The sequence below is a fragment of the Croceitalea sp. MTPC5 genome (assembly GCF_036985505.1).
GTDB lineage: Bacteria > Bacteroidota > Bacteroidia > Flavobacteriales > Flavobacteriaceae > Croceitalea.
In genome coordinates this window covers 277,624-304,090 of the sequence record NZ_BTGQ01000003.1, presented here as the reverse complement: position 1 = coordinate 304,090, position 26,467 = coordinate 277,624, and the positions used below count along the sequence as shown (strand labels likewise).

Annotated in this window: 31 protein-coding genes; 14 read left to right on the top strand and 17 right to left on the bottom strand. The window is 40.7% G+C overall.

What is annotated here, in order from left to right; genetic code table 11:
- Nucleotides 1-2: 2 nt before the first annotated feature.
- From AACM45_RS11385 to AACM45_RS11365, 5 genes are all read right to left on the bottom strand, one after another.
- Nucleotides 3-590 carry a Crp/Fnr family transcriptional regulator gene (locus AACM45_RS11385; protein ID WP_339142775.1) on the bottom strand — a complete coding sequence of 196 codons (588 nt, stop codon included), beginning with the start codon at nt 588-590 and terminating at the stop codon, nt 3-5.
- Between the two features lie 92 nt (nt 591-682).
- Entirely contained in the window at nt 683-1,378 is a 696-nt protein-coding gene (locus AACM45_RS11380) for a zinc metallopeptidase (RefSeq protein WP_339142774.1), read from the bottom strand.
- A gap of 165 nt (nt 1,379-1,543) precedes the next feature.
- Nucleotides 1,544-2,647, bottom strand: coding sequence for an alanine dehydrogenase (gene ald / locus AACM45_RS11375; RefSeq protein ID WP_339142773.1), 1,104 nt, complete (start codon nt 2,645-2,647; stop codon nt 1,544-1,546).
- Nucleotides 2,648-2,828: 181 nt separating this feature from the next.
- Nucleotides 2,829-3,083 (bottom strand): SemiSWEET family sugar transporter, encoded by a 255-nt coding sequence (locus AACM45_RS11370; RefSeq protein ID WP_339142771.1) that lies wholly within the window; start codon nt 3,081-3,083, stop codon nt 2,829-2,831.
- A 243-nt stretch (nt 3,084-3,326) separates the two neighbouring features.
- On the bottom strand, nt 3,327-6,782 hold the full coding sequence (locus AACM45_RS11365; protein ID WP_339142769.1) for a leucine--tRNA ligase: 3,456 nt from the start codon (nt 6,780-6,782) through the stop codon (nt 3,327-3,329).
- A 164-nt stretch (nt 6,783-6,946) separates the two neighbouring features.
- On the opposite strand from AACM45_RS11365, the gene AACM45_RS11360 reads away from it, so the two are divergent.
- The 5 genes from AACM45_RS11360 (at nt 6,947) to AACM45_RS11340 (ending at nt 10,396) form a co-directional block, all read left to right on the top strand.
- Nucleotides 6,947-7,825, top strand: coding sequence for a cell division protein FtsX (locus AACM45_RS11360; protein ID WP_339142767.1), 879 nt, complete (start codon nt 6,947-6,949; stop codon nt 7,823-7,825).
- 23 nt (nt 7,826-7,848) lie between these two features.
- Nucleotides 7,849-8,112 (top strand): DUF3098 domain-containing protein, encoded by a 264-nt coding sequence (locus AACM45_RS11355; protein WP_339142765.1) that lies wholly within the window; start codon nt 7,849-7,851, stop codon nt 8,110-8,112.
- 3 nt (nt 8,113-8,115) lie between these two features.
- A complete protein-coding gene (locus tag AACM45_RS11350) occupies nt 8,116-8,901 on the top strand; it encodes an undecaprenyl-diphosphate phosphatase (RefSeq protein ID WP_339142763.1) in 786 nt (261 codons plus the stop codon).
- On the top strand, nt 8,901-9,596 hold the full coding sequence (truB, locus tag AACM45_RS11345) for a tRNA pseudouridine(55) synthase TruB (protein WP_339142761.1): 696 nt from the start codon (nt 8,901-8,903) through the stop codon (nt 9,594-9,596). Before AACM45_RS11350 ends, truB begins: the two co-directional genes overlap by 1 nt.
- Nucleotides 9,597-9,673: 77 nt before the next feature.
- Nucleotides 9,674-10,396, top strand: a complete 723-nt coding sequence (locus AACM45_RS11340) for an energy transducer TonB family protein (RefSeq protein WP_339142759.1) — start codon at nt 9,674-9,676, stop codon at nt 10,394-10,396.
- Here AACM45_RS11340 and AACM45_RS11335 read toward each other — a convergent pair.
- From AACM45_RS11335 to AACM45_RS11300, 8 genes are all read right to left on the bottom strand, one after another.
- The gene (locus tag AACM45_RS11335) at nt 10,379-11,011 is read right to left on the bottom strand and encodes a thioredoxin family protein (protein WP_339142757.1); all 633 of its coding nucleotides are present in this window, start codon (nt 11,009-11,011) and stop codon (nt 10,379-10,381) included. The two genes, AACM45_RS11340 and AACM45_RS11335, sit on opposite strands and share 18 nt — an antisense overlap.
- 380 nt (nt 11,012-11,391) lie before the next feature.
- Entirely contained in the window at nt 11,392-11,718 is a 327-nt protein-coding gene (locus AACM45_RS11330) for a hypothetical protein (protein WP_339142755.1), read from the bottom strand.
- 27 nt (nt 11,719-11,745) lie between these two features.
- Nucleotides 11,746-12,117: a hypothetical protein gene (locus AACM45_RS11325; protein ID WP_339142753.1), complete on the bottom strand. Its 372-nt coding sequence runs from the start codon at nt 12,115-12,117 to the stop codon at nt 11,746-11,748.
- Nucleotides 12,118-12,215: 98 nt separating this feature from the next.
- On the bottom strand, nt 12,216-13,103 hold the full coding sequence (locus AACM45_RS11320; protein WP_339143119.1) for a YitT family protein: 888 nt from the start codon (nt 13,101-13,103) through the stop codon (nt 12,216-12,218).
- A gap of 37 nt (nt 13,104-13,140) precedes the next feature.
- Nucleotides 13,141-14,538, bottom strand: coding sequence for a TolC family protein (locus AACM45_RS11315; RefSeq protein WP_339142751.1), 1,398 nt, complete (start codon nt 14,536-14,538; stop codon nt 13,141-13,143).
- 2 nt (nt 14,539-14,540) lie between these two features.
- Nucleotides 14,541-15,893, bottom strand: coding sequence for an HlyD family secretion protein (locus AACM45_RS11310; protein ID WP_339142749.1), 1,353 nt, complete (start codon nt 15,891-15,893; stop codon nt 14,541-14,543).
- Between the two features lie 4 nt (nt 15,894-15,897).
- Complete coding sequence (locus tag AACM45_RS11305; protein WP_339142747.1) at nt 15,898-17,562, bottom strand: peptidase domain-containing ABC transporter; 1,665 nt, start codon at nt 17,560-17,562, stop codon at nt 15,898-15,900.
- 8 nt (nt 17,563-17,570) lie between these two features.
- Nucleotides 17,571-18,242, bottom strand: a complete 672-nt coding sequence (locus AACM45_RS11300; RefSeq protein WP_339142745.1) for a TetR/AcrR family transcriptional regulator — start codon at nt 18,240-18,242, stop codon at nt 17,571-17,573.
- Between the two features lie 137 nt (nt 18,243-18,379).
- On the opposite strand from AACM45_RS11300, the gene AACM45_RS11295 reads away from it, so the two are divergent.
- From AACM45_RS11295 to AACM45_RS11285, 3 genes are all read left to right on the top strand, one after another.
- Nucleotides 18,380-18,754: a hypothetical protein gene (locus tag AACM45_RS11295; protein WP_339142743.1), complete on the top strand. Its 375-nt coding sequence runs from the start codon at nt 18,380-18,382 to the stop codon at nt 18,752-18,754.
- An 8-nt stretch (nt 18,755-18,762) separates the two neighbouring features.
- The gene (locus AACM45_RS11290) at nt 18,763-19,146 is read left to right on the top strand and encodes a hypothetical protein (RefSeq protein ID WP_339142741.1); all 384 of its coding nucleotides are present in this window, start codon (nt 18,763-18,765) and stop codon (nt 19,144-19,146) included.
- Between the two features lie 113 nt (nt 19,147-19,259).
- The gene (locus AACM45_RS11285) at nt 19,260-19,580 is read left to right on the top strand and encodes a hypothetical protein (RefSeq protein ID WP_339142739.1); all 321 of its coding nucleotides are present in this window, start codon (nt 19,260-19,262) and stop codon (nt 19,578-19,580) included.
- Between the two features lie 9 nt (nt 19,581-19,589).
- On the opposite strand, the gene AACM45_RS11280 is transcribed toward AACM45_RS11285, so the two are convergent.
- The gene (locus AACM45_RS11280; protein ID WP_339142738.1) at nt 19,590-20,525 is read right to left on the bottom strand and encodes a LysR family transcriptional regulator; all 936 of its coding nucleotides are present in this window, start codon (nt 20,523-20,525) and stop codon (nt 19,590-19,592) included.
- A gap of 80 nt (nt 20,526-20,605) precedes the next feature.
- Between AACM45_RS11280 and AACM45_RS11275 the strand changes: the two genes are divergently transcribed.
- The 6 genes from AACM45_RS11275 to AACM45_RS11250 are packed head-to-tail and all read left to right on the top strand — an operon-like array spanning nt 20,606 to nt 23,930.
- Nucleotides 20,606-20,848 carry a hypothetical protein gene (locus AACM45_RS11275; RefSeq protein ID WP_339142737.1) on the top strand — a complete coding sequence of 81 codons (243 nt, stop codon included), beginning with the start codon at nt 20,606-20,608 and terminating at the stop codon, nt 20,846-20,848.
- 11 nt (nt 20,849-20,859) lie between these two features.
- Nucleotides 20,860-21,153: a hypothetical protein gene (locus AACM45_RS11270; protein ID WP_339142736.1), complete on the top strand. Its 294-nt coding sequence runs from the start codon at nt 20,860-20,862 to the stop codon at nt 21,151-21,153.
- Nucleotides 21,154-21,156: 3 nt separating this feature from the next.
- Nucleotides 21,157-22,119: a sodium-dependent bicarbonate transport family permease gene (locus AACM45_RS11265; RefSeq protein WP_339142735.1), complete on the top strand. Its 963-nt coding sequence runs from the start codon at nt 21,157-21,159 to the stop codon at nt 22,117-22,119.
- Between the two features lie 6 nt (nt 22,120-22,125).
- Entirely contained in the window at nt 22,126-22,689 is a 564-nt protein-coding gene (locus AACM45_RS11260; protein ID WP_339142734.1) for a DNA-3-methyladenine glycosylase I, read from the top strand.
- Complete coding sequence (locus AACM45_RS11255; RefSeq protein ID WP_339142733.1) at nt 22,679-23,254, top strand: hypothetical protein; 576 nt, start codon at nt 22,679-22,681, stop codon at nt 23,252-23,254. The genes AACM45_RS11260 and AACM45_RS11255 overlap by 11 nt, the downstream gene beginning before the upstream one ends.
- Entirely contained in the window at nt 23,241-23,930 is a 690-nt protein-coding gene (locus tag AACM45_RS11250; RefSeq protein ID WP_339142732.1) for a DUF2490 domain-containing protein, read from the top strand. Before AACM45_RS11255 ends, AACM45_RS11250 begins: the two co-directional genes overlap by 14 nt.
- Here AACM45_RS11250 and aat read toward each other — a convergent pair.
- The 3 genes from aat to AACM45_RS11235 are packed head-to-tail and all read right to left on the bottom strand — an operon-like array spanning nt 23,913 to nt 26,375.
- Nucleotides 23,913-24,581 (bottom strand): leucyl/phenylalanyl-tRNA--protein transferase, encoded by a 669-nt coding sequence (aat, locus tag AACM45_RS11245; protein WP_339142731.1) that lies wholly within the window; start codon nt 24,579-24,581, stop codon nt 23,913-23,915. The genes AACM45_RS11250 and aat overlap by 18 nt on opposite strands.
- A gap of 36 nt (nt 24,582-24,617) precedes the next feature.
- A complete protein-coding gene (locus tag AACM45_RS11240) occupies nt 24,618-25,994 on the bottom strand; it encodes a short-chain fatty acid transporter (protein ID WP_339142730.1) in 1,377 nt (458 codons plus the stop codon).
- Nucleotides 25,995-25,997: 3 nt separating this feature from the next.
- Complete coding sequence (locus AACM45_RS11235) at nt 25,998-26,375, bottom strand: DUF3127 domain-containing protein (protein ID WP_339142728.1); 378 nt, start codon at nt 26,373-26,375, stop codon at nt 25,998-26,000.
- Nucleotides 26,376-26,467: the final 92 nt, after the last annotated feature.

Below are 26,467 nucleotides of genomic sequence, written 5' to 3'. Positions count from 1 at the left end.
GATTAAGTATTTGAAGTAAGGTTCTTTCTGATTTTGGACAAAAACTCAGGTGTAAAACCTAGATAGGATGCGATTACCTTTTGCGGTACGCGTTTGACAATATCAGGGTACCGCTGCAACAGTTCTAAATACCGTTCTTCTGCACTCATACTTAGATTGGAAAGTGCCCTTTTTCTTGAAAAGGCAAATGCCCTTTCCGTAGTTATCCTGAAATATTCACTCAACCCGTGAATTTCCCGGCAAAGTCCTTCAATATCGCTATAGGTCATCTGCAATATGACGGAATCTTCCAAAGCCTCAACGAAAAGTGTAGCAGGGGTTTGTGTGATATAGCTGTAAAAATCGCTAACGAACCAATCTTCAATTGCGATCTGTACCGTATGTTCTTTTCCGTCCCCATCGATGAAGTAAGAACGAAATGAACCTTTCACCACATAGTTTCGATATTGGCAGACGTAATTCGGTTGGTCTATAAATTGGCGCTTTTTGATTTTGGTCGTCCTGATAATGGCAAGCAACTTTTTCGTCTCGTCTTGGTTAAGGGTTACGTATTTTCCAATATTCCCTAATATGCTTTTGTATTGTTCCAACAGCGCCGTATTTTATTTTAAAAATAAAAAACCCATTTGAATAAATTCAAATGGGTCATATGATATCTTTTGTTTATTAAGGATGACGGAAGTTAATCCCTTCCCCCGAAAACCTGAAGCCCCCAATAGACCAAAGTTGCCAAAGAGCCAATCGCAGCTACCAGATAGGTTCTTGCTGCCCACTTTAAAGCATCTTCAGAACCTTTATATTCTTGCTGGGTAACCACATTTTTTTGTTTTAGCCAAGCCAAGGCACGATTACTGGCGTCATACTCTACAGGAAGTGTAATAAAACTGAACAGCGTGGCAAAAGCCATCATGACCAAACCAGCAACGGCCACCCAATAGCCAAAACCGACTCCCGCCGCGGCACCTAGGGCCAAACCACCAAATACTACCCATGTAGACATGCCCGAAGTGACACTAACGATAGGCACCAATCTTGAGCGCATCGTCAACCATTCGTAGGCTTGTGCATGTTGCACGGCATGCCCTACCTCGTGTGCGGCAACAGCTGCGGCAGCGGCATTTCGTTGGTTATAGACCCCTTCACTTAAATTAACCGTCTTATTTTTAGGATTGTAATGATCTGTCAACATTCCGGGGGTTGAAATGACCTTCACATCCCTAATACCGTGATCGTCCAACATTTTCTGTGCGATTTCAGCACCGCTCATTCCATTTTGCAAATGTACTTTCGAATAGTGCTTGAACTTGCTCTTCAAACGACTGCTCACCAACCAACTGACCAATGCTATCGCCCCGATCAATATATAATATCCCATCATAGTTTTATACTTTTAGTTTATTAAAGATAAAAAAGAAAGTGCTTGCAAACCTTAAGGCCTACGCAATAGCGCTCAAACTTTCTTTTTAAAAAGCAAAAACCCCGCCAAATACCTGAATTAGGCGTTTCAGGACTGACAAGGTTTTATGAACTGACAAAATGTACGTTACACCATGACCGATGGGGTTAAGTCAAAACTCTCTGCAATTTCTTTATAAACGATGTTACCTTCAATGATGTTCAGGCCTTTTTCTAATGATTTGTCCATTCTGCAAGCACTTTGCCAACCGTTATTGGCCAATTTCAATACATAGGGCAAGGTGACATTGGTCAAGGCGACCGTTGACGTATAGGGTACTGCACCAGGCATATTCGCTACACAATAATGCACTACATCATCGATAATATAGATAGGATCTTCGTGGGTAGTGGCCTTGGTGGTCTCAACACAACCTCCTTGATCTACGGCGACATCTACAATAACCACCCCGGGATGCATCTCTTTCAACATATCGCGCGTAATAAGGTTCGGGGCCTTTGCGCCTTTCAATAATACGCCACCGATAATCAAATCGTGCGTTTTAATATGTTTTCTAATATTGAATTCGTTCGAAAATTCGGTTACTACATGAGGGGGCATTATATCGTTCACATGGCGCAAACGTTTCATATTAATATCTAAAATAGTAACATGGGCCCCTAAACCTGCTGCCATTTTTGCGGCTTGAATACCAACGGTACCAGCCCCTAAAACCAATACCTTACCTGGCGCGACACCCGGTACACCGCCTAGCAGTACCCCTTTTCCTTTTTTGGGTTTTTCGAGATATTTGGCACCTTGTTGTATGGCCATACGCCCCGCAACCTCAGACATCGGGGTCAATAAAGGCAATGTGCCGTCTTCGTCTTCTACCGTTTCATAAGCGATACAAATTCCTTTTTGTTTCATCATGGCCCTCGTCAAAGCTTCACTCGAGGCAAAATGAAAATAGGTAAACACAATTTGACCCTCTTGTATTAATTCATACTCTTCCGCTATAGGTTCTTTGACCTTAACGATCATTTCGCTTAACGCATAGACCTGACCAATGGTATCTAAAATAGTGGCCCCAACTTGTTGGTAATCGCTATTGAAAAAGCCGCTACCTTCACCAGCACCTGATTGTACGTATACGGTATGGTCGTTTTTCACCAATTCGAAAACTCCGGCAGGTGTCATACCGACCCGACTTTCGTTGTTCTTAATTTCTTTAGGTACCCCTACAATCATCTTTGTGGTATTGAATTATAATTTACATATGTGACAAAAATAGGAATCTTATGGGATAGTGCATATAATTTTAGGGGTAAAATTAAAAATAATATCATTTTATATTAATATACCCCCTAAAAAATAGGGGTGTTGAATTAAATTTTATAAAAAAATTATTTATACCCCTCAATGAGAGATGCTATTTAAATTTAATTTTTGCAATGACTATCGCCAAGGCAAGCACAATCGTCACCCCATTGGCAACCGCAACGCTCAAACTGTTGATGGCGATGCCATATATTAACCACAACACGATACCGATTAGAAAAACAAGGTACATTGTTAAGGAAATATCTTTGGTGGATTTATGCCGCCAAGCTTTATAGACTTGAGGAACAAAAGCAGAAGTGGTCAATGCCGCGGCAATCAAACCCAAAATCTCGATTTTCTCCATAGTTATAAGGTTAAGGTTTGCCGAAGATAGTTCAGCAAATTCGGTTAAATAAGATAAGTTCTACCTAAGAAACCCATCATTAATTTGGCTTAAAGCGATTTATAAACCAATATCGGTTGAGCCCGCCTTATAGGTAGGCGTGCGTTCAGGGTGACAACTGTCTATTTTTGCTGACATTTGTTTCCTTTTAGACTTACCATTACATCGAACCCAAATTAAAATAGTAGATAGGGCGGTTTATCACTACCCTACGATATTTACGATTTTCCCAGGTACGACAATTATCTTTTTGGGCGTACGGCCAGCTAATTGCGCCTGTGTTTTTTCATGGGCCATTACGGCAGCCTCTAGTTCATCTTTATTTAAGTCTAACGATAGTTCTAGGGTAAATCGCATTTTACCATTAAAGGAAATAGGGTATTCTTTACTGCTTTCCACGAGGTACTTTGCTTCAAATTTAGGAAAAGGGGCTTCGGCAATAGAGGTTTGATGCCCCATCTTTTCCCAAAGTTCTTCGGCAATATGCGGTGCGTACGGTGAAACCAAAATGGCCAAAGGTTCTAGAATGGCCTTGCTGGTACATTTTTGGGCCTTCAGTTCATTGACACAAATCATAAAAGTAGATACCGAAGTATTAAAACTGAAGTTCTCAATATCTTCCTCTACTTTTTTGATGGTCTTATGTAAGGTCTTGAAAGCCTCCCCCGGCCCCTCCAAAGGAGGGGAGTCCGTTACATGAAATGTTCCGTTCGAACCGGAATGGTACAAACGCCATAGTTTTTTCAAAAACGAATGTACTCCCGTGATACCTGCGGTGTTCCAAGGTTTAGACTGCTCTAACGGGCCCAAGAACATTTCATAAAGTCGCAGACTATCAGCCCCATATTCATCACAAATCGCATCTGGATTCACCACATTGTATTTGGATTTGGACATTTTTTCAACTTCGCGACCAACGATATATTTCCCATCCTCCAAAATAAACTCAGCATCTTGATACTCTGGTTGCCATTTTTTAAAAGCTTCGATATCCAATTCATCTGAGGCATTTACTAAGGATACGTGAGCATGTATTGGCAAAAATTCAATTCTATAATCGCATCTTTCTACTTCATTTTGATTTTCTCGTCTATTTAACTCATCAAGTATATACGATTTTAGCCTTTCTCCTAATAAATTCAAATCTTCATCAGATTCATACTTGGCTTTAATCTTTTTGGAAAGAAAACAATTGACAAAACCATCATTATCTGTACTTGTTCCTATAAAATTATCTTCGGGACTATTAATCGCTTCTAGGAACATTAAATTTATTCTATAGACAAAAGCACTAGTCCCCGTAATCATCCCCTGATTAATCAATTTTTTGGCAAACTCCCCTTTTGGGGCAATACCTCTATCAAACAAGAATTTTTGCCAAAAACGGCTGTATAATAAGTGTCCCGTGGCATGCTCACTGCCGCCAATGTACAGGTCTACATCTTCCCAATAAGTAATGGCTTCTTCAGAATAAATAGCCTTATCATTATGGGGGTCCATATAGCGGTTAAAGTACTGTGAGCTTCCCGCCCAACCCGGCATGGTGTTCAATTCCAGCGGGTAGATTCCGTTGTCTGACCCTTCGGCGGCGCTCAGGGTGACCAAATCGTTGGAGACCACTTTGTTCGTATTGGTATCCCAAGCCCAATTCGTGGCATTACCCAAAGGGGGTTCCCCCGTTTCAGTCGGAAGGTATTTTTCGACCTCGGGAAGCTCAATGGGTAAATTTTCATCCGCTATCATCTGGGGCATTCCGTTCGCATCGTAATAGACGGGAAAAGGTTCCCCCCAATACCGTTGGCGGCTAAATACCGCATCGCGAAGGCGATAGTTCACCTTGCCCTTACCTTGCCCCAATTGTTCCAACTCGAAAATAGCGCGCTTCACTGCCTTTTTATACGATAGCCCATTCAAGAAATCTGAATTGGCGATAATCGTTTTTTCCTTGTCTGCAAAAGCTTCCTCTGAAATATCGACCCCTTCAAAAATATTGGGAATATCAATGCCGAAATGTTTTGCAAAATCATAGTCGCGCTGATCCCCACAAGGTACCGACATCACCGCTCCGGTGCCATAACCGGCCAACACATAATCCCCAATCCAGATTGGAATGGGCGCTTTGGTGAAAGGATGTTCGGCATAGGCTCCGGTAAAGGCTCCTGAGATGGTCTTGACATCGGCCATACGATCACGTTCTGATCGTTTTGCCGTGGCCTCGATATACGCTTCAACAGCAGCTTTTTGTTCTGCGGTAGTAATTTTAGCCACCAACTCATGCTCGGGAGCCAAGGTCATGAACGACACTCCGAAGATGGTATCGGGGCGGGTGGTAAATACTTCGATTTCACTTTGTGAAGGGTCCTCCCCCCAACCCCCTCCTAAGGAGGGGGAGTCTAGATGCCCTTTAATTTTTGAGATGACACCCTCAATGTTTTCCAATACTTCGCTATTGGTAAAACGAATCACCTTAAAACCTTTTTTCTGCTCCAATAATAATTGGCGTTCGGCATCTTCGTTTAGCTGATACTGGTGAATTTCACCATCTACCTCAATAATCAGATTCTTTTCTAAAGAAACAAAGTCAACGATGTATTTATGTATTGGATGTTGTCTTCTGAACTTAACATCCAAGTTTTTGTTTCGCAAAGCCTGCCATAGGCTATCTTCAGCCGGCGTTGGATTCTTGCGCATTTCTTTGGCGCGCTCCAACAAAACCCCAATCATAGAGGAATCCCCAGTTAGTCGAGAATAAACTCCCCCTCCCTCGGAGGGGGTTGGGGGGAGGACTTTAAAGATAACGGAAGCCCCCTCAGAGCGCCCAATCCAATTGGTTTGTGAGTCTTTCAGAGGTTGTGGCCAATCAATGGTATCCAACCCATCCAATAGTCGTTGTGCGTAAGCTGTAATCCGCATCATCCATTGGGTCATTTTTTTACGGATAACCGGATGCCCCCCACGTTCAGAGACCCCATTCACGATTTCGTCATTGGCCAAGACCGTGCCCATAGCTGGGCACCAGTTTACCTCAGCATCGGCCAAATAGGTCAATCGGTATTTTAAAAGGATTTTTTCTTGTTCGGTTTTAGAGAATTGCTTCCAATCATCCGCAGAAAACCCAGGCGTATCATCATCACATACCGCATTCACCGTCAAGTTACCCTCATTTTCAAAAATGGCCGTCAAAGTATTGATTCCTTCTGCCTTATCGGTATCGGTATTATACCAAGAATTAAAGAGCTGGATAAAAATCCACTGGGTCCATTTGTAGTATTTAGGGTCAGAAGTACGTACCTCCCTACTCCAATCAAATGAAAAACCCAACCTATCCAATTGCTCTCGATAACGATTGATATTGGTTTCAGTGGTAATGGCAGGATGCTGCCCGGTCTGGATTGCGTACTGCTCAGCCGGTAATCCGAACGAATCATAGCCCATCGGGTGCAATACATTAAAACCCTTGTGCCTTTTATATCGGGCGTAGATATCCCCGGCAATATACCCCAACGGATGCCCGACGTGCAAACCGGCCCCAGAAGGGTAAGGAAACATGGAAAGTGTGTAGTATTTTGGCTTATCGGAATCATTATGGGCTTTAAAGGTTTCATGCTTTGCCCAGTACCCTTGCCATTTTTTTTCGATTTCCTTAAAATCGTAGTTCATAGAAGCTTGCTTTTTTTATCTAATCTTAAACAAGATAGCAGTTGTTCCCTCATTCCCAGACCCAACTTGCATCGACCACAACGTGGTTTTTCTAATGCGCAAAAATAGGGGTAATCCCTTTAAAACCGATTTACTTTTCTATTTTTACACATCGATTTTGCATTATGGCGCAATATATTGAACGATATCAAAGAAGAAGATTGATCTCATCGTATTTCTCGGTGGTCTTGAGCATTGCGCTAGTTCTTTTTTTGTTGGGTATTTTGGGCATGTTGGTGCTCAATACCAAGAAATTGGGCGACCATTTTAAAGAAAAAATCACGATATCGGTGTTCTTGAAAGATAATGCCAAACCTGTTGAGATAGATCAACTACAAAAGAGCTTGACCTTGGCAGATTACACCAAATCCGCGATCTTTGTTTCCAAAGAAGATGCCGCGGAACAGTACAGTGAGGATATTGGGGAGAATTTTCAAGAGTTTTTAGGGTATAATCCACTCAAAAATTCGGTAGATGTCAACTTAAAGGCTGATTTCGTATCTCCAGAACAAATAGAGGAAATAGCCTCTTCGCTTTCTACCAAAACCTATGTTGATGAGGTCAGTTACGACAAACCCCTGATTTCATTATTAACGGATAACGTGAGGCGATTGGGGTTATGGATCTTGGTCGCCAGTGCCGTTTTTACGGTTATCGCGGTATTGTTGATCAATAGTTCGATAAGGCTTTCCATTTATTCCAAACGGTTTATCATCAAAACGATGCAAATGGTCGGGGCAACAAAAAAGTTTATCAGAAAACCATTTATCGCGACCAACCTAAAATTGGGTTTGTTGGGTTCCGTAGTGGCCCTCTTGGCCTTGGCTATGGTTTTATATTATGTAAATACCAATTTCCCTGAATTGAACTTATTTCAAGATACTACAGTGCTGCTTATTCTCTTTGTCGGGGTATTTACTTTGGGTATGTTGATTTCTTATGTCAGCACGTATTTTGCCACCCAACGATTCCTTAACTTGAGAACGGACGATCTCTATTATTAAAACAAGTTTGTAAATTTTACGTTATGAGTAAGAAAAATAAGACAGAACAAAAACCTAAGATGGAGTTTATATTTCAGAAGAAAAACTATACTTTTCTATTTATCGGACTGGCATTGATTGCTTTAGGGTTCATTTTAATGGCAGGTGGCGGCAGTGACGATCCCAATGTCTTTAATCCTGAAATCTACAGTTTTAGAAGAATTCGATTGGCACCTACCCTGATTTTAATTGGTCTGGGCATTCAGATTTATGCCATCTTATTGAATCCTAACCAGAAAAAGAACTAACATTTGGATACATTTCAAGCTATTATTCTTGCCATTGTTGAGGGCCTTACCGAATATTTACCGGTTTCTTCTACAGGGCATATGATCATCGTCTCTTCTATTTTCGGAATCGCACAAGAAGATTTCACCAAGCTTTTTACCATAGTCATTCAATTGGGTACTATTCTATCGGTTGTGGTGCTCTACTTTAAACGCTTTTTTCAAAGTATTGATTTTTACTATAAACTGTTCGTTGCCTTTATTCCGGCTGTAATTCTAGGGCTTCTTTTTAGCGATGTTATCGATAGCCTACTAGAAAACCCCATTACCGTTGCGATTTCATTGTTACTTGGTGGGTTCGTGCTCTTAAAAGTAGACGATTGGTTCGGTAATGCCGAAGAAACCGATATTTCTTATGCTACGGCATTCAAAATCGGCCTTTTTCAATGTTTGGCCATGATACCCGGGGTCTCACGAAGTGGGGCGAGTATCGTTGGGGGCATGTCACAAAAATTATCGCGGACCGCGGCTGCCGAATTTTCATTCTTTTTGGCGGTGCCGACCATGCTTGGTGCTACCTTGAAAAAAAGCTATGACTACTACAATGCCGGTTTGGTACTTTCTGATGAACAAGTAAAGCTTTTGATTATTGGAAATGTGGTCGGTTTCCTGGTTGCCCTGTTGGCCATCAAGACCTTTATTACCTTTTTAAGTAAGAACGGTTTTAAGATTTTTGGATATTACCGCATTATTGTTGGGGTGGCCATATTACTGATTCATTATTTTGTTCGACCGTTAACGGTGGTGTAATGACCCAAGAAGACTTTTTAAATGGCCAGATCCTACTGATTGATAAACCCTTGGGCTGGAGTTCTTTTCAAGCCGTTAATGCCTTAAAATGGGCCATTCGAAAAAAATTCAATCTTAAAAAAATCAAAATCGGGCATGCCGGAACCCTCGACCCCCTGGCAACAGGACTTTTAATTATCTGTACCGGCAGGTATACCAAGAAAATTCCTGAGCTACAGGGGCAGGTCAAAGAATACACAGGTACCATAACCCTCGGGGCAACGACACCCTCATACGATCTAGAAACGGAAATTGACCACCACTATTCCATTGAACATGTTGACAACCAACTCATACATAGTACCACCAAACATTTTTTAGGCACAATCGATCAAAGGCCCCCTATTTTTTCGGCATTAAAAAAAGATGGAAAACGCTTGTATGAATTTGCCCGTGAAGGAAAAGCGGTAGCGATCAATAAACGACAGGTAACCATTCAAGAATTTGAGATCACCAAAATCAATGTACCCCATGTTGATTTTAGGATTGTCTGTAGTAAAGGCACCTATATTCGTTCTGTAGCCCATGATTTCGGTAAGGCCTTAGGCTCTGGGGCGCATTTATCGACCTTAAAAAGAACCAAAATCGGTGATTTTAACGTAAATAAAGCCCTGACACCTGATGCGTTCAAAGAAAAGCTGGGGATGGAAATCTAAGTTTGGGCGCTAAGCTACCATCAATCAAGAACCAAAAGGATAAAATATTTTTGTAAAATCGCGGTTATAGTATCACTATGAATCTCAATAGAAAGCAACTGTCATTATTGATCACCGTCTTTTCGATGGCCATCATGCTATTGCTATTGTACAATGTGCATTTGGGCGGGCAACAAGAGGAAGAATACGCGATTGAACTGGCCCTTGCAGATGAAGAAATAGAAGAGTTGCTCAAAGAAGAAGACAAGCGTTTAGAAGAACTTGCAGCTAATGCCGATCCCATTAAAAGCCATATGGCGCTCAATGAAACTGCGAAACCCAGTGTCGGTAATCCTGAACCCCTTAAGACCTTAGAAGAAATCATGCAAGAGCGTGAGATGAATAGCAGTAGTAAGGATTTTTTAAGTAGCGATGCCGGTTATACGGCCAACCTAAAAGAACTTGCAAAAAAAAGAAAAGAGCGAAAAGAGCAATTGGGTGAGAAAGAGGCGGATAAAAAAGAATTTACCAATACCCTTAAAGATAAAAGGACCTCCATATCATATTCTTTGGTAGATAGGACGCATTACGACCTGCCACCACCCATATATACCTGTTTACGGGGCGGAAAAGTCGTTGTTAATATCAGGGTAGATTCCAATGGTAGTGTCATTGATGCCAATTTAAATGAGAAAAGTTCCAATACCACGGATTATTGTTTGATTCAAAACGCCATTACCTATGCTTTAAAGGCCCAGTTCAATTCAGCAACCAAGGCACAACAAAAAGGCACTATCACTTATTTATTCCAGAGTAAGTAGCTTGACCAAATCTGCCAAAATATCCTGTCCTTTGTCTTTATTGTACCAAACTTGAAGCTCTTGTTTGAACTCAGGTGAAAGTTTACCGTGTTCGGCTTTATAACTTTCTACCATCTTTGTGGCCAAAGTAGAGCGTGGGCCCCATTCGCCCAATACCTTGTTGGTCCCTGATTCGAGGGCAATCAATTTCGGTATGGACCGGGCCCCATTGGTCAAAAACAAATCCATCAATTCGGGATTTTCGTCCCTTAAGACTATTTTCAGATCAAGGTTTGGTAGTAATTCGGCAAGCTTGTTCATCACCGGCAGACTTGGCGATGCGTCACCACACCAACTTTCGGTCAGAACCAGCCAAGTGGTTTTTTTGGTGGATGACTTCAATGTAGTTTCCAGCGCCTCGGAAATCTTCAGGGTCTTATCCCAACGCCTCATTCGTCTATCATTCAATTGGGTATAGTTTGCCAAAGCCTCCGTCTGCTCATTACCGGTACTTGAATTTATAGCTGCAAGTTCAGCGACAAGTGTACGGTACTCCGCATAGGTCATTGCCTTGCTAATCGCATTCTGTATCATCTTTGAAATCGATTTTATGGGATTTTCCGTCAAGGTATGCATAACTATCAATTTTACTGTTGGCAAAGGTAAAGTCGTTATAGTATCACAAACCTGACATTGATTATTTTGTCGAATCCTATTAAGATGGGTTTGAGGTAGGTTTTTTATGATTTGTTTTGATTTTCAATTGTTTCTGTTTTACCCCGAGGTCGAGCCTTCACAGTAGACAGGTAGGCCATGTATTGAATGTATTGGCTTTATTCCTATGAAAGATACCTTTTAAGTCGCGCCCATTCAATTAAACCTATGTTTTCCCATCATCCGTCGGAACGAATTTCAAAAGAGACCTAAAATATAGCAAATGCCCACCTAACTTGAAGCTGGGTGGGCATTCGATTTAAAAGGGTAAGTTAATAATATTGCTATTGAACGCTGTTGGTTTATTGCCCCAAATATGGATTAAAATTTTTGGGCAGGTACGATTTGGTCTCAAAATCAATACCCTCGGGTTTCCCGATTTCCTCAAAATTTATTTCAGAGGGATCTATGACCATCCCTTTATAGGGATCAAAGTCCTCTGGCAAGTATTGAAGTAGTTCGACTCCTAGTTCGATTTCCTCGTCTAAATCAACAAATTCAATAGATGACATCATTTTCTTTTCATGGGCATCACTTTTTAACGAATCATTGTCATGGTATTGGTTCGCATTGAGTATGAATCCTGTTAAACCTACTAAGGATAAGCAAAGTGTATTTATTTTTCTCATGGGTATTAATTTAATTGTTATGATTATTTATTCAATTATTGCAATTTCACCTAAGGACAAGGCTTTCTTTCCATCAACATAAAGCCTGTTAAAATCATTTATAAAAGGTTGTCCATCCTTTTTACTGATAATAGCAAGTTCATCTCCATTCACCATTTGGATCACACCCGTAACCCTAGCACTCAGTCCTTCTAATTCGGATAGTAAGGCCAAATCATCCATTTTGATATTCAAAAAATCCAATGAACTGAAGATATATTGAAAGTATCTGTTCGACGGTTTTCCGATTTTGACCAAAGCACCGAGAAACAATTCCTTGGGACTTTCTTTATTCACTTGATTATCTTGAGGAAATAAAACGGGACGTTCTTTTCTGTTTTTTGACGATTTTCTACCCATCCTTTTTATTTTGGACAAATTTAAGGATGAAAAATAGATTTCAAAAGTATTACATAGTTAATCAATAGTTAAACATTGTTAAATCAATAGTTTTACTATCATTTATAATTTCTTTTTTTGATCATCCCGCCTCGGGTATCATTGATGCTGCTCATGACCACAAACGCTTTGGGGTCTATTTTTTCCAATTCAATCGTCAGTTTTCGAATCTCAAGCCTTGTTACAACGGTATAAACCACATCATACTCGTTGTGCTCGCCTTGTTTTCCATAGCCCCCTGTAGCTTTGTATAAGGTCAGTCCCCGTCCGAGCTTTTCGGTGACCATCAGCCGAACTTCCTCACTTTTTGACGATATGATCGTGACCCCTGTATATTCTTCGATACCGTCCACCACAAAATCCAGGGTTTTGGATGCGGCCAAATAGGTGAGCATTGAGTACAATGCCGCCTCAATCGATAAAAGATAGGCTGCCGCCAAAAAAATGACGATATTGATGATAATGATTACATCGCCTATTTTTACCCCAAGCTTTCGACTTAAGAATATGGCCAGTACCTCAGTGCCATCCAATACGCCACCACCCCGTATTGACAGACCGATACCGGCCCCTAGAAAAAATCCACCAAAAACCGCTACCAATAATTTATCTTGAGTGACCTCAGGAAAGTGTATCGCGACCAAAACTAGGGCCAAGCCCAAAATGGCCAGTGTAGCCTTCATCGCAAATTGCTTGCCTATTACCCGATACCCCATAACCAAAAAAGGGATGTTCACGACCACAATCAGCAACGACAATGGAATTTCAGTCACTTCAGTTACCAACAATGAAATACCGGTCGCACCACCATCAATAAACCGATTGGGAAGTAAGAAACTTTCGAGTCCGAAAGCTGCCGAAAAGATACCGCAAACAATAAATAAGGTATCTTTTATGGTAGTACTTGCCTTAAAACTTGATGTACCAAACTTTAATAGCCTTCGCATTTGCAACATACCATGTTGGTTTGGCATAGTTAGGGAATCAGAGGTTTTCAGGATTGATGGCCAGACTTTTGAACAATTTGGCCTTGGCCTTAAAAAACTTGTTCTGGACCTCATTTTGCTTTAACTCGGCATCAATCAACTTACTCTCACGAGAATTGATCAAGAATAGCGAACTTTCGCCGAAGCTAAGTTTTCGCTCCTCGGCACTCAATAGGGTATTGTAGTCGGTGACTATACGGTCTATCAGTCTATTCTGTTCGATAAAGGAGTCTAGTTCATTGTAAATTGCAAAAACCTTATTCTTTATTTCCACTGCAGCGTTATCACGCTCGAACTGGGCATCTTGAATCTTGAATTTGGCCAGTTTCAAATCACCCCGTTCCTTTCTTAAGAAAAGAGGGAAGAAAAACTTTACCCCCCCTTTATAATCTTGGGTACTAAAAGAGTTCAGCAAATCGGGTGTCCCTGTGATGAAATTGTACTCCACATCGATTTTAGGCAAGAGCTTGTTGGCCTTTAACCTTCTATCGACATTGAGCCCATCGATCTTAAAATCGAGGGACCTCAGCTTTGGATGGTTCTCTAAGGTAAAACTATCTAAAGGCTTCCCCATAATTTCCAAGGTGGTATCTATATCACCTTCGGGAGTTTCATCGGGTACTACATTGGGTTGTAATTCTACAGGCACGTCGTTGATCCATAAAAAGTTGGAAAGCTCCAACGACTTGTTCCTGAAGGCCACGTTGGTCTGCTCTAGACCCAATGCCCGGTTCTGAACGGCTATTTTGGCTTCAACCGTATCTATAATCGCCCGATCACCTGCCAAGGCACTTTGTTTTATGCCCTCAAAACGTCTTTGGGCATTCTCTAAAAAGTTCTTGAATATCTCAGCGTCTTTGTACGCCTGCAACCAATCAAAATAGGCCAATGCCGCATCAAACAATATTTGGTTGACCAGAAGATCTTGATCTGCTTTCGATTGTTCCCTGAAAAATTTGGCCTTTTTCAAAGTGGCCATTCTTTTGTTGATCCAAAACCCCCTGGCCAATGAGGCAGAAACCCCTGCGCTATACAAGCCATTATCTGGAAAGGTCTCATCTTGGTTGATAAAGGTTCCTTCAGCTTGTTCAAAGCCCGCCTTAAATTCAAGTCCGTAATAGGTAGGTATTTTAAAACTGGCATTCAGACGATCCCAGTAGTCGGTTCCCTTGAACTCCTTTTTTTCGTAGTCTGCCTCGATTTTTGGGTCAAAACCACCACGGGCCTTCATTAAATTCGCCTGGCCTATTGAAATCGTCAATTGGGCCTGCTTGGCAATAGGGTGGTACTTTTTAACATACCCCATATATTCATTGAAGCCAAGCAATAATGTGTCTTGTTGTGCATTGGCCATAACAACCGTTAACAGCCCAAATACTAAAAGAAACTTTCTCATCATCATTTCTTTTTGGCTTTTGCCATACCGTCTTGGGGTTGATAATAGTTTGGGGGGAAACCGTTCAACTGGCGCCAGAGTTCAAACCAAATAGGCACGTCTTCCAACAATGCGATGGTATTCGCCCCAGACCCCACCCTAAGGTCTTTAGGCCAAGGATGGTCATCTGGGTCTGGTGCCAAAAGAATTCGATACTTGCCATTTTCACTGATGAAAGTCTCGATGGCCACTACCGTGCCCCCGTAAGTACCATACGATACGTTAGGCCACCCGCTGAATATGATGGCAGGCCATCCATCGAATTCGATACGCACCTTTTCACCTAGATGCATTAATGGCAGGTCAATAGGCTCGACGAAGGTTTCTACGGCCATATCGTATTTAGAGGGCATGATTCCAACCAATCGATCTCCTTCCTTAAAGGTCTCTCCAAGGCCGCCTTGTATCGCACGATTGATGTATCCACTTTGTGGGGCACGAATATAATACAGGTCATTACGTATGGAGTAGTTGGTAAACTCATTTTCCAATTTTGTAACCTGCGCTTCAGAGTCGAATTGATTTGACTGCGCAGTGAACATATCACTTTGGGCCTTTGAAATTTTATCGGTATACTCAGCTTGCACGCGATTGATCTCAACACGGGCATTGATGACCTCATTCTTGCTAGCCAACAGTTTGTTCTCTTGTGAAATCAATTTTGCCTGTGTCTCTTGCAATTTCAACCGCTTTTCTTCAAGGTCGGTTACGGCCTTTAATCCTTCTGATTCTAATTGTACTACTCGATCGTATTGCCGTTGTGCAATCAAGATATTGGTCTTTGCAGCCTCGAGATCGATACTATCGCTCTGTACCTTCAACTTAGACTGCAATAATTTATTTTTCGCTTGTTGTAGTTTCAGGCCCCGCTCATTGGTCAAGGCACCTATTTGGGTATTCAGGGCTTTTACCTTTTCTTGATAAGAGGTCACTGACATCTCTTTGGCCCTTATCTGCTGCCCGGTACGTTCTACGAGATTGGGATCAAAATATTCATTCTTGATTTCAGAGATAAACAAAATAGTGTCTCCTTTTTCGACAAAATCACCCTCCCTAACAAACCATTTTTCGATACGCCCCGGAATCGGCGATTGAATGGTCTGAGGTCGCTGGTCTGGGGTTAATGTGGTCAAAAAGCCGTTTCCTGATACATTTTGCGTCCATGGTAAGAACAAGATGATGACAAAAACGATGGCGAACACAATCAAAAAGCGATTGAAGTGTTTGTAATGCCTGCGATGTGACACACGTTTTATAGCCTTATATTCCGAAAGATCGACGGTTCTATTAAGTACGTTTTTAGATATATTCAACATGATCTTACCCTTTTTTTAATTTTCCGTTTTCGAGGGTTACCACTGTCCCACACTTATTGATCCAATTCTTATCGTCACTGACCACGACCAAACTCCATGGTCGTTCAGGATTTGTCAAAAAGCTCATGATACGCTTGGCCTCTTCGGCATCAAATTGATCTAAAGGATCTCGTAACACCAATAATTTAGGCCTTTTTACCAGACTTCTAGCCAAGACTATTTTCTTTGCCACAGTGTACGAAATCTGTTTCCCCTCAGGATAAATAATCGTATCCAAACCATCTTCCATCTTTTTAACGACATGATTTAGGCCGGTTACCTCAAGTACCCATAAAACATCTTCTTTGGTAATGCTCTCGCTATTAAAGGTGATATTTTCAAGCAAGGTTCCCTCAAACGGTGTTTCCAGCTTCAGTGATTGTCCTATTTTAGACCTGAAATGGCTTAAGTTCTCCGATTTTAACCGAACCCCGTTAACATAAATATTACCTTTCGTAGGTTCGATAAGACCAGATATCAAGTGCAACAATGTTGATTTGCCCGAACCATTACCTCCTTGTATTAAAATTCTATCTTTTTTACCTATGTTCAGCGATAGTCCATTGATGATGTTGATATCGGTGTTTGGCACATCATACACCAGATTGTCCAATTCCATTGTAAAATCATCTTGGTCGAACAAGTCTAAGTCTTTTTGATTCATCTCCACTTCCTTATCAACTACCTGACCTAGTTTTTCAAGTGCCGTGAGCACGTCATAAAATGATTCAAGACCTACGATTAGTTTTTCTACCGAACTGATAACCAACAAAATGATAATCTCAGCAGCAACAAACTGACCTATGTTCATTTCTTGATTCAATACCAACAGGCCACCTATTAGCAATAGGCCACCTGTAACTAAAATCTTGAAGCCGACCATTTGAACAAATTGAAGCACCAAAATTTTAAAATGGTTTTCACGGGCTTTTAAATAACCATTTACCAAGTAGTCATTCTTTTGAAGCGCATGGCTGGTCTTCCCTGAAAGCTTAAAGCTCACGATGCTTCTGGCCACCTCTTGAATCCAATGGGCTACTTTATACTTTTGTTTCGATTCTTTAAGGCTGGTCTCTAGTCCCCTCGTGATGGTATATTTGAAAACGACATATATCAGTATCAAGAGAAGAATACCATATGCGATAAAAAAGGGATGGTAAAGTGACAACAAGAGTAAGCCAAATATAATCTGTAACAATGCCGTTGGAAAGTCAATCAATAACTTCGACACCCCTTTTTGAATATTCAAAGTATCAAAAAATCGGTTGGCCAGCTCAGGGGGATAGTAATCACGTAACTCTGACATTTTGATTTTCGGGAATCGATATGCGAATTCAAAAGAACTTCTTGTAAAAATCTTTTGTTGAATGTTTTCAATAATGCGTATCTGCATTAATTGTAGCAACCCGCCAAATGCCACTCCCAAGGTGACCAAAATTACAAGTATTATCCAAGAAGTACTTACCTGGGCACCTTGAATCAGATTAATGATGGCCTGTATACCCAATGGAAGGGTAAGTGTAACGAGACCCGCGAAAATTGCGTAATAGAATACTTGTCGTACATCTTTCTTGTCAAGTTTTAGTAGGTTGACCAGGCGTTGCCACGCCGTCAATATGTTTTTAGCCATTTGTACTTTTACTTTAAAGTTTTGAAAACCAAATCAGTGAAAAATTGACCTGGTGTTTTTGAAGTATCACAATTCGTAAGTGTAGGAAAATGATCCTTTAAAAAGTATTGATGAAGCACACCTTCCAATACGGTACTTGCCAGACTGGAAGGATATTCATATTGGGGCGCGATTTCACTGATCATCGCCTCAAACCTGCTGACCATTCTTTTATATATGGTAAAATACCCATCTTTATTTTCTATGTCGACCTCTTTTGTCAAAAAAGATTTTGAAGATTCATTGACCACTATCTTACTCAAAAGAGGTTCGTTGATATGTGAGAACGTGCTATCTTCCACGATGGTCTGGCTTACGATATCGATGGCCCTTTTTAGTTTCTCTTTGGGATCTGCCATACTGTTGGTCGAGAACACCAGTTGATACTCTAACCAACCCCAATACCATGACGTCAAGTAGACCAATAGTTTGTGCTTATTCTCAAAATAGCGATAGATGGAACTCTCATTTGAACCAATGACGGCTCCAAGCTTTTTAAAAGTGAAGCTTTCGAAACCAATATCATCGATCATCAAAATACTATGCTCGATGATTCTTCGACCCAGCTCTGAAGATTCAGGGTCTTTCAAATAAATGTTGGCATTTATGGCAATTTTTACGGTCTGTAATAGCTTTTCCATATTCAAGCATATTTTGGTTTCTCAAATTTAATAGTAATACTTCTATAAAATAATAGTTTAACTTACTTTTAACGAATGTATACCATACTTTTAAAATAGTATCCATTATATTTATGTTCAGCAAAATTCTATAGCCTATGCGAAAAATTACTTTTTTAGTGTGTGTTGCATTTTTAGCCAATACCGCTTTCGGGCAACAGGAGGCCATCCTCAAAAAATTCGATCATTTCCAAGAAAGTCGTGGAAATATGGAAAGTGGTTTGATTTTGACCCTTCCCCATCAGGAAATGGTGCGTCTTGAACAAAATTTAAAATCAAATTCAGGCTTAGGTCCTTCATTTAATTATTACGGTACCGTGGTTGTGATAGACCAAGTGAATGTCTTGGAAAATGGCAACAAACAGGTCATATTACGTCGTGAGGACGGACGGGATTTTTATGGTTACAGGCCTACCTTAAAGGCTATTTTGGTAACCAACATCGATGAAGATACTAGTATAAACGTTAACTAAAACAAGCCATGAAAAAATTATTTTTTTTAGCACTTGCACTGTTCTTTTTAAACGGTTTGAGCGCACAAGAAAATTTCAAAAATTCCATTAACGTCGGTGATGAACTTATAATTTCAAAGCCATCTTCGAATGATTATCGGTTCATTGACGTACCGAGAAAGAATTTCATCATTAAAAGGGGGGGCATCGCCAATATGGCGTCTTTAGAAAATAATATAGTACGCGTCACCAAAATAACGGATTCAAAAAATCCTACCATCACCATTGAGAAAGCGAATGGCAGAAAGTTTTTTAGGGTGTATCGAACCCTGAAGGCCAATCTCAATGGAGCCATAAACAACGGGGAATTGAAATTTCCCCAGAACGGTAAGAAAGACTCATTGGCAAAATAGTTTTGTTCTCCAAAGCATTTGTCTTTTTTTGGCATTCGCTAGCTGTCAAATCTAGGCAGATGCTTTTTTAAGGGAGTGTCACCCATATCATTGAACCATGATAACCCTGAATAATGGACCTCAAAAAATTAAACCCTTTTCATACTTCATCCCCAAAACGGAATAGCACTATATTTCAATTGGTATCGGGCACTTTTGGACCCGGGGAGGCGGCCGATGTTCTTCTTTCATTGGTCAACTACAAGATTAAATTTCATTCCGTACAACTTTTAAACCTACCTGATAACGAAAGGGCCGCAATCGAACAGTCAGAGCAACGGATTGCAGAACTCAAAATCGTGAAGCAACAAATGACGGCCCTTATTCTGGATGCCCGAAAAAATGGACAGCATCTTGAAATCAATAGCGACCTTTCCGTTACGCTCAAACCATAACCTTTATAATCAAAGACTTTCCGTGTACTGGGTAAACCAGTCGAATTTAGATTTTATAATGTTTTTCTTTTCTTCCCCCAGGTACTTTAAAAAAGCCATTGCAACAGGTGAAAACCGCTTCGAAGGCATCCATATAAGGTTCCAATTGGTCTTTATCGGCAAACCAGGCAAGCTATAGATTTTCAAGCTATCGTTCATTAATTCGTTCTTAATCCCTATCAGTGGCATGATTGAATACCCTAAACCAGCTACCACAGCTTGTTTTACCGCTTCGTTCGAAGTAAGTGCCATCTTTTTCGACACTGTGATATTCTTTGAATTTAAATAGTTTTCCATCGCCATACGTGTTGCCGAACCGTTTTCCCTGAATATCAACGGAGCTTTAGCCAAGGTACTTATATCCATTTTTGTTCTTGCAAAACCAAGGTCATGGCTTCCCACGAGATAAAGAATGTTCTCCATAAGTTCGACCCTGTCAACGGTCAAATGTTTGGGCAATACCGAGACCAGTGCAAAATCAACTTCATTGTTCTCCAAATTTTGAATAACCGATGCCTTATTGGTCACATCCATAATGAGATCAACCCCTGAATGTTCTGCCATGAAACCCGATAAGAAATAAGGCATCACATACTTTCCTGTAGATACTACGGCAATTTTCAATTGCCCCGCCAGCTTTCCACCATATTCCAATGTCTTATAGTTTATGGCGTGGATTTCACTCAATGCCTTTTCGGCTACTATTGCAATCTCCTTTCCGAATTCCGTCAAGAACAACCTTCTTCCAACCACTTCAGTCAATGGAATCGGAAACTGATCTTGAAAATTTTTCAACTGAATTGACACCGCGGGTTGTGTCAAATGCAGCTCCTCAGATGCCTTTGTAATACTTTGATTTTGAGCGACTTTAACGAAAATTCGCAGTTGATTCAAAGTGTAATTCATAAATATTATTTATATAATTCATTATAAATATAAATAATTATATATAAATAATTTCACTCAACTTTGTCAAAAAATCGATTATGCTGTTCAAACTTACTATTTCACAAAAACGTGCCGAAAGAAACAACGCCTTGCTTTCAAGTGATGCGCTATATCCTGTTTATTTCATTATCATGGGCCTCATTTTTGGTGGTGTTTTAATGTTATCAGCGCTAAATGGTTTTCTCTTTTTCGGATGGTTGGCCGGTTCAATGGCAATAGTCTTAGGTTTAATGACCATCCATTTGATTGGAAACCAACAAACAAAAAAATACGAACATTAAAAAATCGAAACATGGAAACAATGACGAAAACAGATCAAAAAATTCAATTGGTAGATGGTAGTTTCACTCCTTCTGAAGCTTCAGATGTAATTCTTGCCCTGCTTGACGAAAAAATAAATTTCCACAAGCTTCAAAGAATCTCATGGTGTGAAGGTAGTTCTGATGCGGATACCAATTACCCAGATGGAAGAATCCAAGAATTGGAAAACGAAAAAAGAATTACAAAAGAATTCATCGCAAGCGTCAGAAATCAAGGCAAAAGGTTACGAATCAACGGTACCCTTGAGATTTCGCTAGAAGAATAGTACATGGATCTACACCTACTGGTTGATAATTTGACAAATCCGGCATTATTGTTCTTCTTTTTGGGAATACTAGCCGTACAGCTCAAAAGTGATTTAGAAATACCACCAAACTCATCAAAGTTCATATCATTATACCTGCTTTTTGCTATAGGTTTCAAAGGGGGAATCGAGCTTTCGCACAGCGAGCTGAATATGGAAATTATTTGGTCACTCATCTTCGGAATCGTGCTCGCCGTTTTAGTACCCATTTATGCCTATTTTATACTGCGAAGAAAGTTCTCGGTGGAAAACTCGGGTGCAATTGCAGCGGCCTATGGTTCAGTAAGTGCGGTCACCTTCGTGACCGCACTTACTTTTCTTGAGATGGAGCAAATTCATTTTGGTGGACATATGGTTGCCGTTATGGCCCTTATGGAAGCTCCCTCGATTATTGTCGGGGTGCTCTTGATGGCTTTCTTTAAAAAGGAAAAACCTAAAAATGGTGACATTAAAAAAGTATTGCACCATGCCTTGACCAATGGCTCGGTACTTTTGATATTAGGCAGTTTGGTCATAGGGTTTTTGGCCAGTGATCAACAGGCCGAGGGTATTAAACCGTTTACCACGGATATCTTCAAAGGGTTTTTGGCCGTATTTCTTTTAGACATGGGAATTACCAGTGGTCGAAAACTCAAGGATTTTATAAAAAAGGGGAGTTCTGCACTTATATTCGCCCTTGTCGTACCCATTATCAATGGCATCTTTGTGGCGTGGTTCAGTCAATTTATCACAGGTACTGAGGGTAATCGCTTTCTTTTTGCCATTCTTGCGGCAAGCGCATCTTATATTGCGGTGCCGGCAGCAATGCGATTGGCAGCGCCCAAGGCGAACCCCAGCCTATACCTACCCATGGCGTTGGCCATAACCTTTCCATTCAACATTACCTTGGGCATGCCCCTTTATATGTATATTGTACAAAACTTCTAGTACAAGATGGAAAAATACCGATGCGGATGGTGCGTGGGTGACACGCTTTACGAGGCTTACCATGATGTTGAATGGGGCCTACCCCTAAAAGATGACGATAAACTGTTCGAATTTTTGATATTGGAAACATTTCAGGCCGGCTTAAGTTGGATTACGGTTTTAAGAAAGCGCGAAAACTTCAGGCGGGCCTTTGATAACTTTGACTACCAAAAAATAGCATTATACGATCACGAAAAAATTGCTGCCCTTTTACAAGATTCCGGTATCATACGAAATAAGCTCAAGGTGAATGCTACAGTATCAAATGCCCAGGCCTTTATTGAAGTACAAAAAGAGTTCGGGAGTTTTAGCCGGTATATTTGGGGGTTTGTTGACGGAAAACCGATTAAAAACAGCTTTGAAAACTATAAAGATGCCCCAGCAAAGACCGAACTTTCAGATAGGCTTAGTAAAGATTTAAAGAAAAGGGGGTTTAAATTTGTAGGCAGTACAGTAGTTTACGCTACCATGCAGGCCATTGGTATGGTCAACGATCATGAAACCAATTGTTTTAGATACCATGAAGTTTAAGCTGTTCATTTTATTGTTTATCGGTTGCCTCGCCCTCACGGCCCAAGTAAAGAAGGAACAAGAGTTTCGAATTGAAGGGGATGAATTTCCAGAAATCGCCTTAAAATCCCTTCAACCTTACTTTACCGACGCAAAACGTATTCGATTCTATAAAGAGTTTGACGGAAAAAAAATCAGTTATGAATCCAAATTCAAAAAAGACAGGTTAAAGTATAGTGTAGAATTCGATTCGTTGGGCAAACTAGAGGACGTAGAATTCATTATAAGGGAAAAAGACCTCCCCAGCGAAACCTGGCTTACCCTTCAACACTATTTAGGGGCCAATTACGAAAACCCTAAAATCAAGAAAATACAACAACAGTACCCCCTTGGAAACCGAAGTACTCTTCAGGTATTGAAAGCGGCGTTTCAAAATTTACTGTTACCTGACATCAACTATGAGCTCATCGTAAGCACTAAAACCAAAAGTGGTTACGTATCATATGAAATTACATTCGACGCCAATGGAAATTTTTTAAGTACGCGAAAATTGGTAGATCCAAATTATGACCATGTACTATACTGAATGCCGTAAATGGTTCTTTTCTTTGGTGTGCCTTTTAAATGCGTCACTCGGTTTTTCACAAGAAAACTTTACGGCATTTTGGCAACCTTCCGTAGCGGTAAACTACGATTTGACCAGTACCTATTCGCATAACTTTTCAGTTCAAAACCGTAATTTCATTTATGAGGATGAAACTGCCACGCTAAACACACGTCAAGTGGATGTCGTTCATTTTTCAAATCTTCGCATTAGGGAAAATCAAAGTATTGCGCTCGGAATTTTGTACCGATTTCGAGACGTTTTTGAAAATAGTTCGAATGAACTTCGATTAACACAACAGTACAATATTCAAAACAGGCCGTTAAGCGTTCGTTATGGCCATCGGCTTCGATCAGAGCAACGAATTTCAACTATCCGTACAGTTCATCGGTTTCGATACCGTTTTAGTTTGGATTTCCCTCTAAAGGGTGAAAAATTAGATATTGGAGAACCCTATTTGGTAGGAAACCTAGAGAACCTACTTAGTGTGGCAAAATCGTTAAAGCCCCAATATGACTTGAGGTTGACGGCACACATCGGTTGGAAATTAAGTCAGAAGACCAAAGTTCAAATCGGTTCTGAATATCGATTTGAAGACTATGGCCAAAATCTCGAAAACGTCTTCTTTATATTGACCAATCTAAACTTTTCCCTTTAAGATCTCAATAAAATCAGCCCTTGCTATTTCTTCAGCACCCAAACTCTCTAAATGTCTGGTGTAAACTTGACAGTCGATAAGTTGGTACGCTTTCTTTTCTAACTCTTGCGCAAGCTTAATGAAGGCGAATTTAGAGGCGTTTGACACCGAACTGAACATGCTTTCACCACAAAAAATAGTTTCAAGGTCTATACCATACAGCCCGCCGACCAATTTATCATCTTGCCAAACCTCATAAGACCTTGCAAAACCTTTTTCATGCAATTGCGCATAGGCTTCCTTCATTTTAGGGGTGATCCAAGTACCTTCTTGTCCTTTTCTTTTCAATAGTGCACATTGTTCGACTACCTCATCAAAGCAAGTGTCCATGGTCAACCTAAATTGATCGCCGTTCATGATTTTTTGCATGCTTTTCGATACTTTGAGCTTTTGGGGATAAAGCACCATTCTGGGATCCGGCGACCACCACAGGATAAGGTCATCTTCATTAAACCAAGGAAATATTCCGTTTTGGTAGGCAAGAAGTAGTCTTTCAGGAGACAGGTCGCCCCCAACTGCCAACAAACCCTCGGCATTGGCCTCCGTTACCGGAGGAAAATACAACCTATCATTCAAAAAAAACAATGGCTTATTCTTACCCTTGTTTTCCATCGCAGCAATTTTCGACTAAAATTAGCCAATCTTCCACTAAAACAGTAGCAATCCTACAATATAAATTATACTTCCGACCAACATAAACAACAGGGTATAGGGCAATATTTCCTTTGCACGCAACTTGGTAATCGCCAATAGCGGAAGTGCCCAGAAAGGTTGTAACATATTCGTAATCTGATCGCCGTAGGCCAATGCCATTACGGCTTTTGGTAGCGGTACGTTCAATTGTAAAGCGGACTGGATTACCAGAGGGCCCTGAATCGCCCATTGCCCTCCCCCACTGGGCACGAAAACATTTACGAGGCCTGCACTGAAAAATGTGAAGATAGGTAAAGTAGCATCCGTACTTATTGTCACAAAAAAATTGGAAATCCGATCGATCATTCCGCTGTTGGCCATAATGCCCATAACCCCGAAATAAAGTGGAAATTGTATCAAAATACCAGCTACGTCTTTAATGGCACTATCTACAGCAGCCAAAAAACTTTGAAAATTACCATGAAGTATGATGGCGAGCCCCAGCATAAAAAAATTAAGCATATTCGGTGTAATATTCAACTTACGTAATGCCGGCAGGTATTGAATTAAAAATACCAGTAGAATCAAAACACCGAACGTCAGCGCCAATGGTCTCGAAAAATCCAACTTCTCAGCACCGACAAGTCCTTCTTTCGACCTAGCTTTGAAAGCGTACTTGGTCAAATCCATTTTGGTTGGCGCGGTTCGTTTACCTAAATAAAAGACCAAAAGTGAGATGGTGATCAGCACTACGGTGAAAATTAGAATATTTGAAAGACTGAATACCGTGGACGAAGTAGAAATTGATACTGGTAATTTCGTTAGCCATTCATCAGTTGAAACAAACTGCATTAGGCTTTTTAAGTGTCCATCCTCTGAAACCTTTATGGGAGCTGAGCCACTTATTCCGCCATGCCAAACCATAAGCCCGGCGTAACCACAAGCCCCTATAAGTGGATAATTCAAAGGTATTCCATTCCCTTGTGCATACTCTCCCACCTTACGGGCCAATAGCGCCCCAAAAATCAATCCCAATCCCCAATTGAAAAAAGAAACCATCATGGTCGATACCACTACTAAAACAGCAGCATTTGAAGTATTCCTCACATGCTTTACAATGCTTGAGATAACACCTTTCATGGGCTTACTAAGCACCAATACATGGCCTAATACCAAAATCAGCATCATTTGGTAAGCGAATACCAATAGGTCATTGTTCCAAATACCATTTTCCCAATAAGAAAATATGGCGAATAGATGGTTTTGTTCTACCGAACTGCTTGTGAAGAAAAACGCTATTGCAAAGGTTAAGAGCGTCAAAAGTACCGCAATAGTGAAGGGCGAAGGCAAATACCTTCTAAAAATATGCGCTATAAACTTGGTAAGGCGCATTCGTTAGAATGGCAGATCGTCATGCTCTTCTTCGTTGAGATCATCAGCCGGCTCAAAAGCTTCCATCGGAGGAACCGGGGGCATACCCCCTGGTGCCGTTTCTTGTTGTAAATTCTCGATACGCCAACCTTGAACGGAGTTGAAATACTTAGTCTCACCTTGGGGATTCACCCATTCACGCCCCCTAAGGTTGATACTTACCTTCACCATCTGGCCCTCATTGTAACTGTTGAGCAAATCACATTTATCTTGAACAAATTCGACCAAAATATGCTGCGGATATTGCTCTTCCGTCGTTATAACCACCTCTCGTTTTCTGAAACCGTTATTACCATATGTCTTGGTTTCATCTATCATTTTTATTCTTCCCTGAACTTCCATTATATTCTCATTTAATAAGAGCCAAAAATACGTAAAATCACATCCAATCAAACGGTCTGACGAATGGGGTTTTCAACAAATCCTTGCTTTTT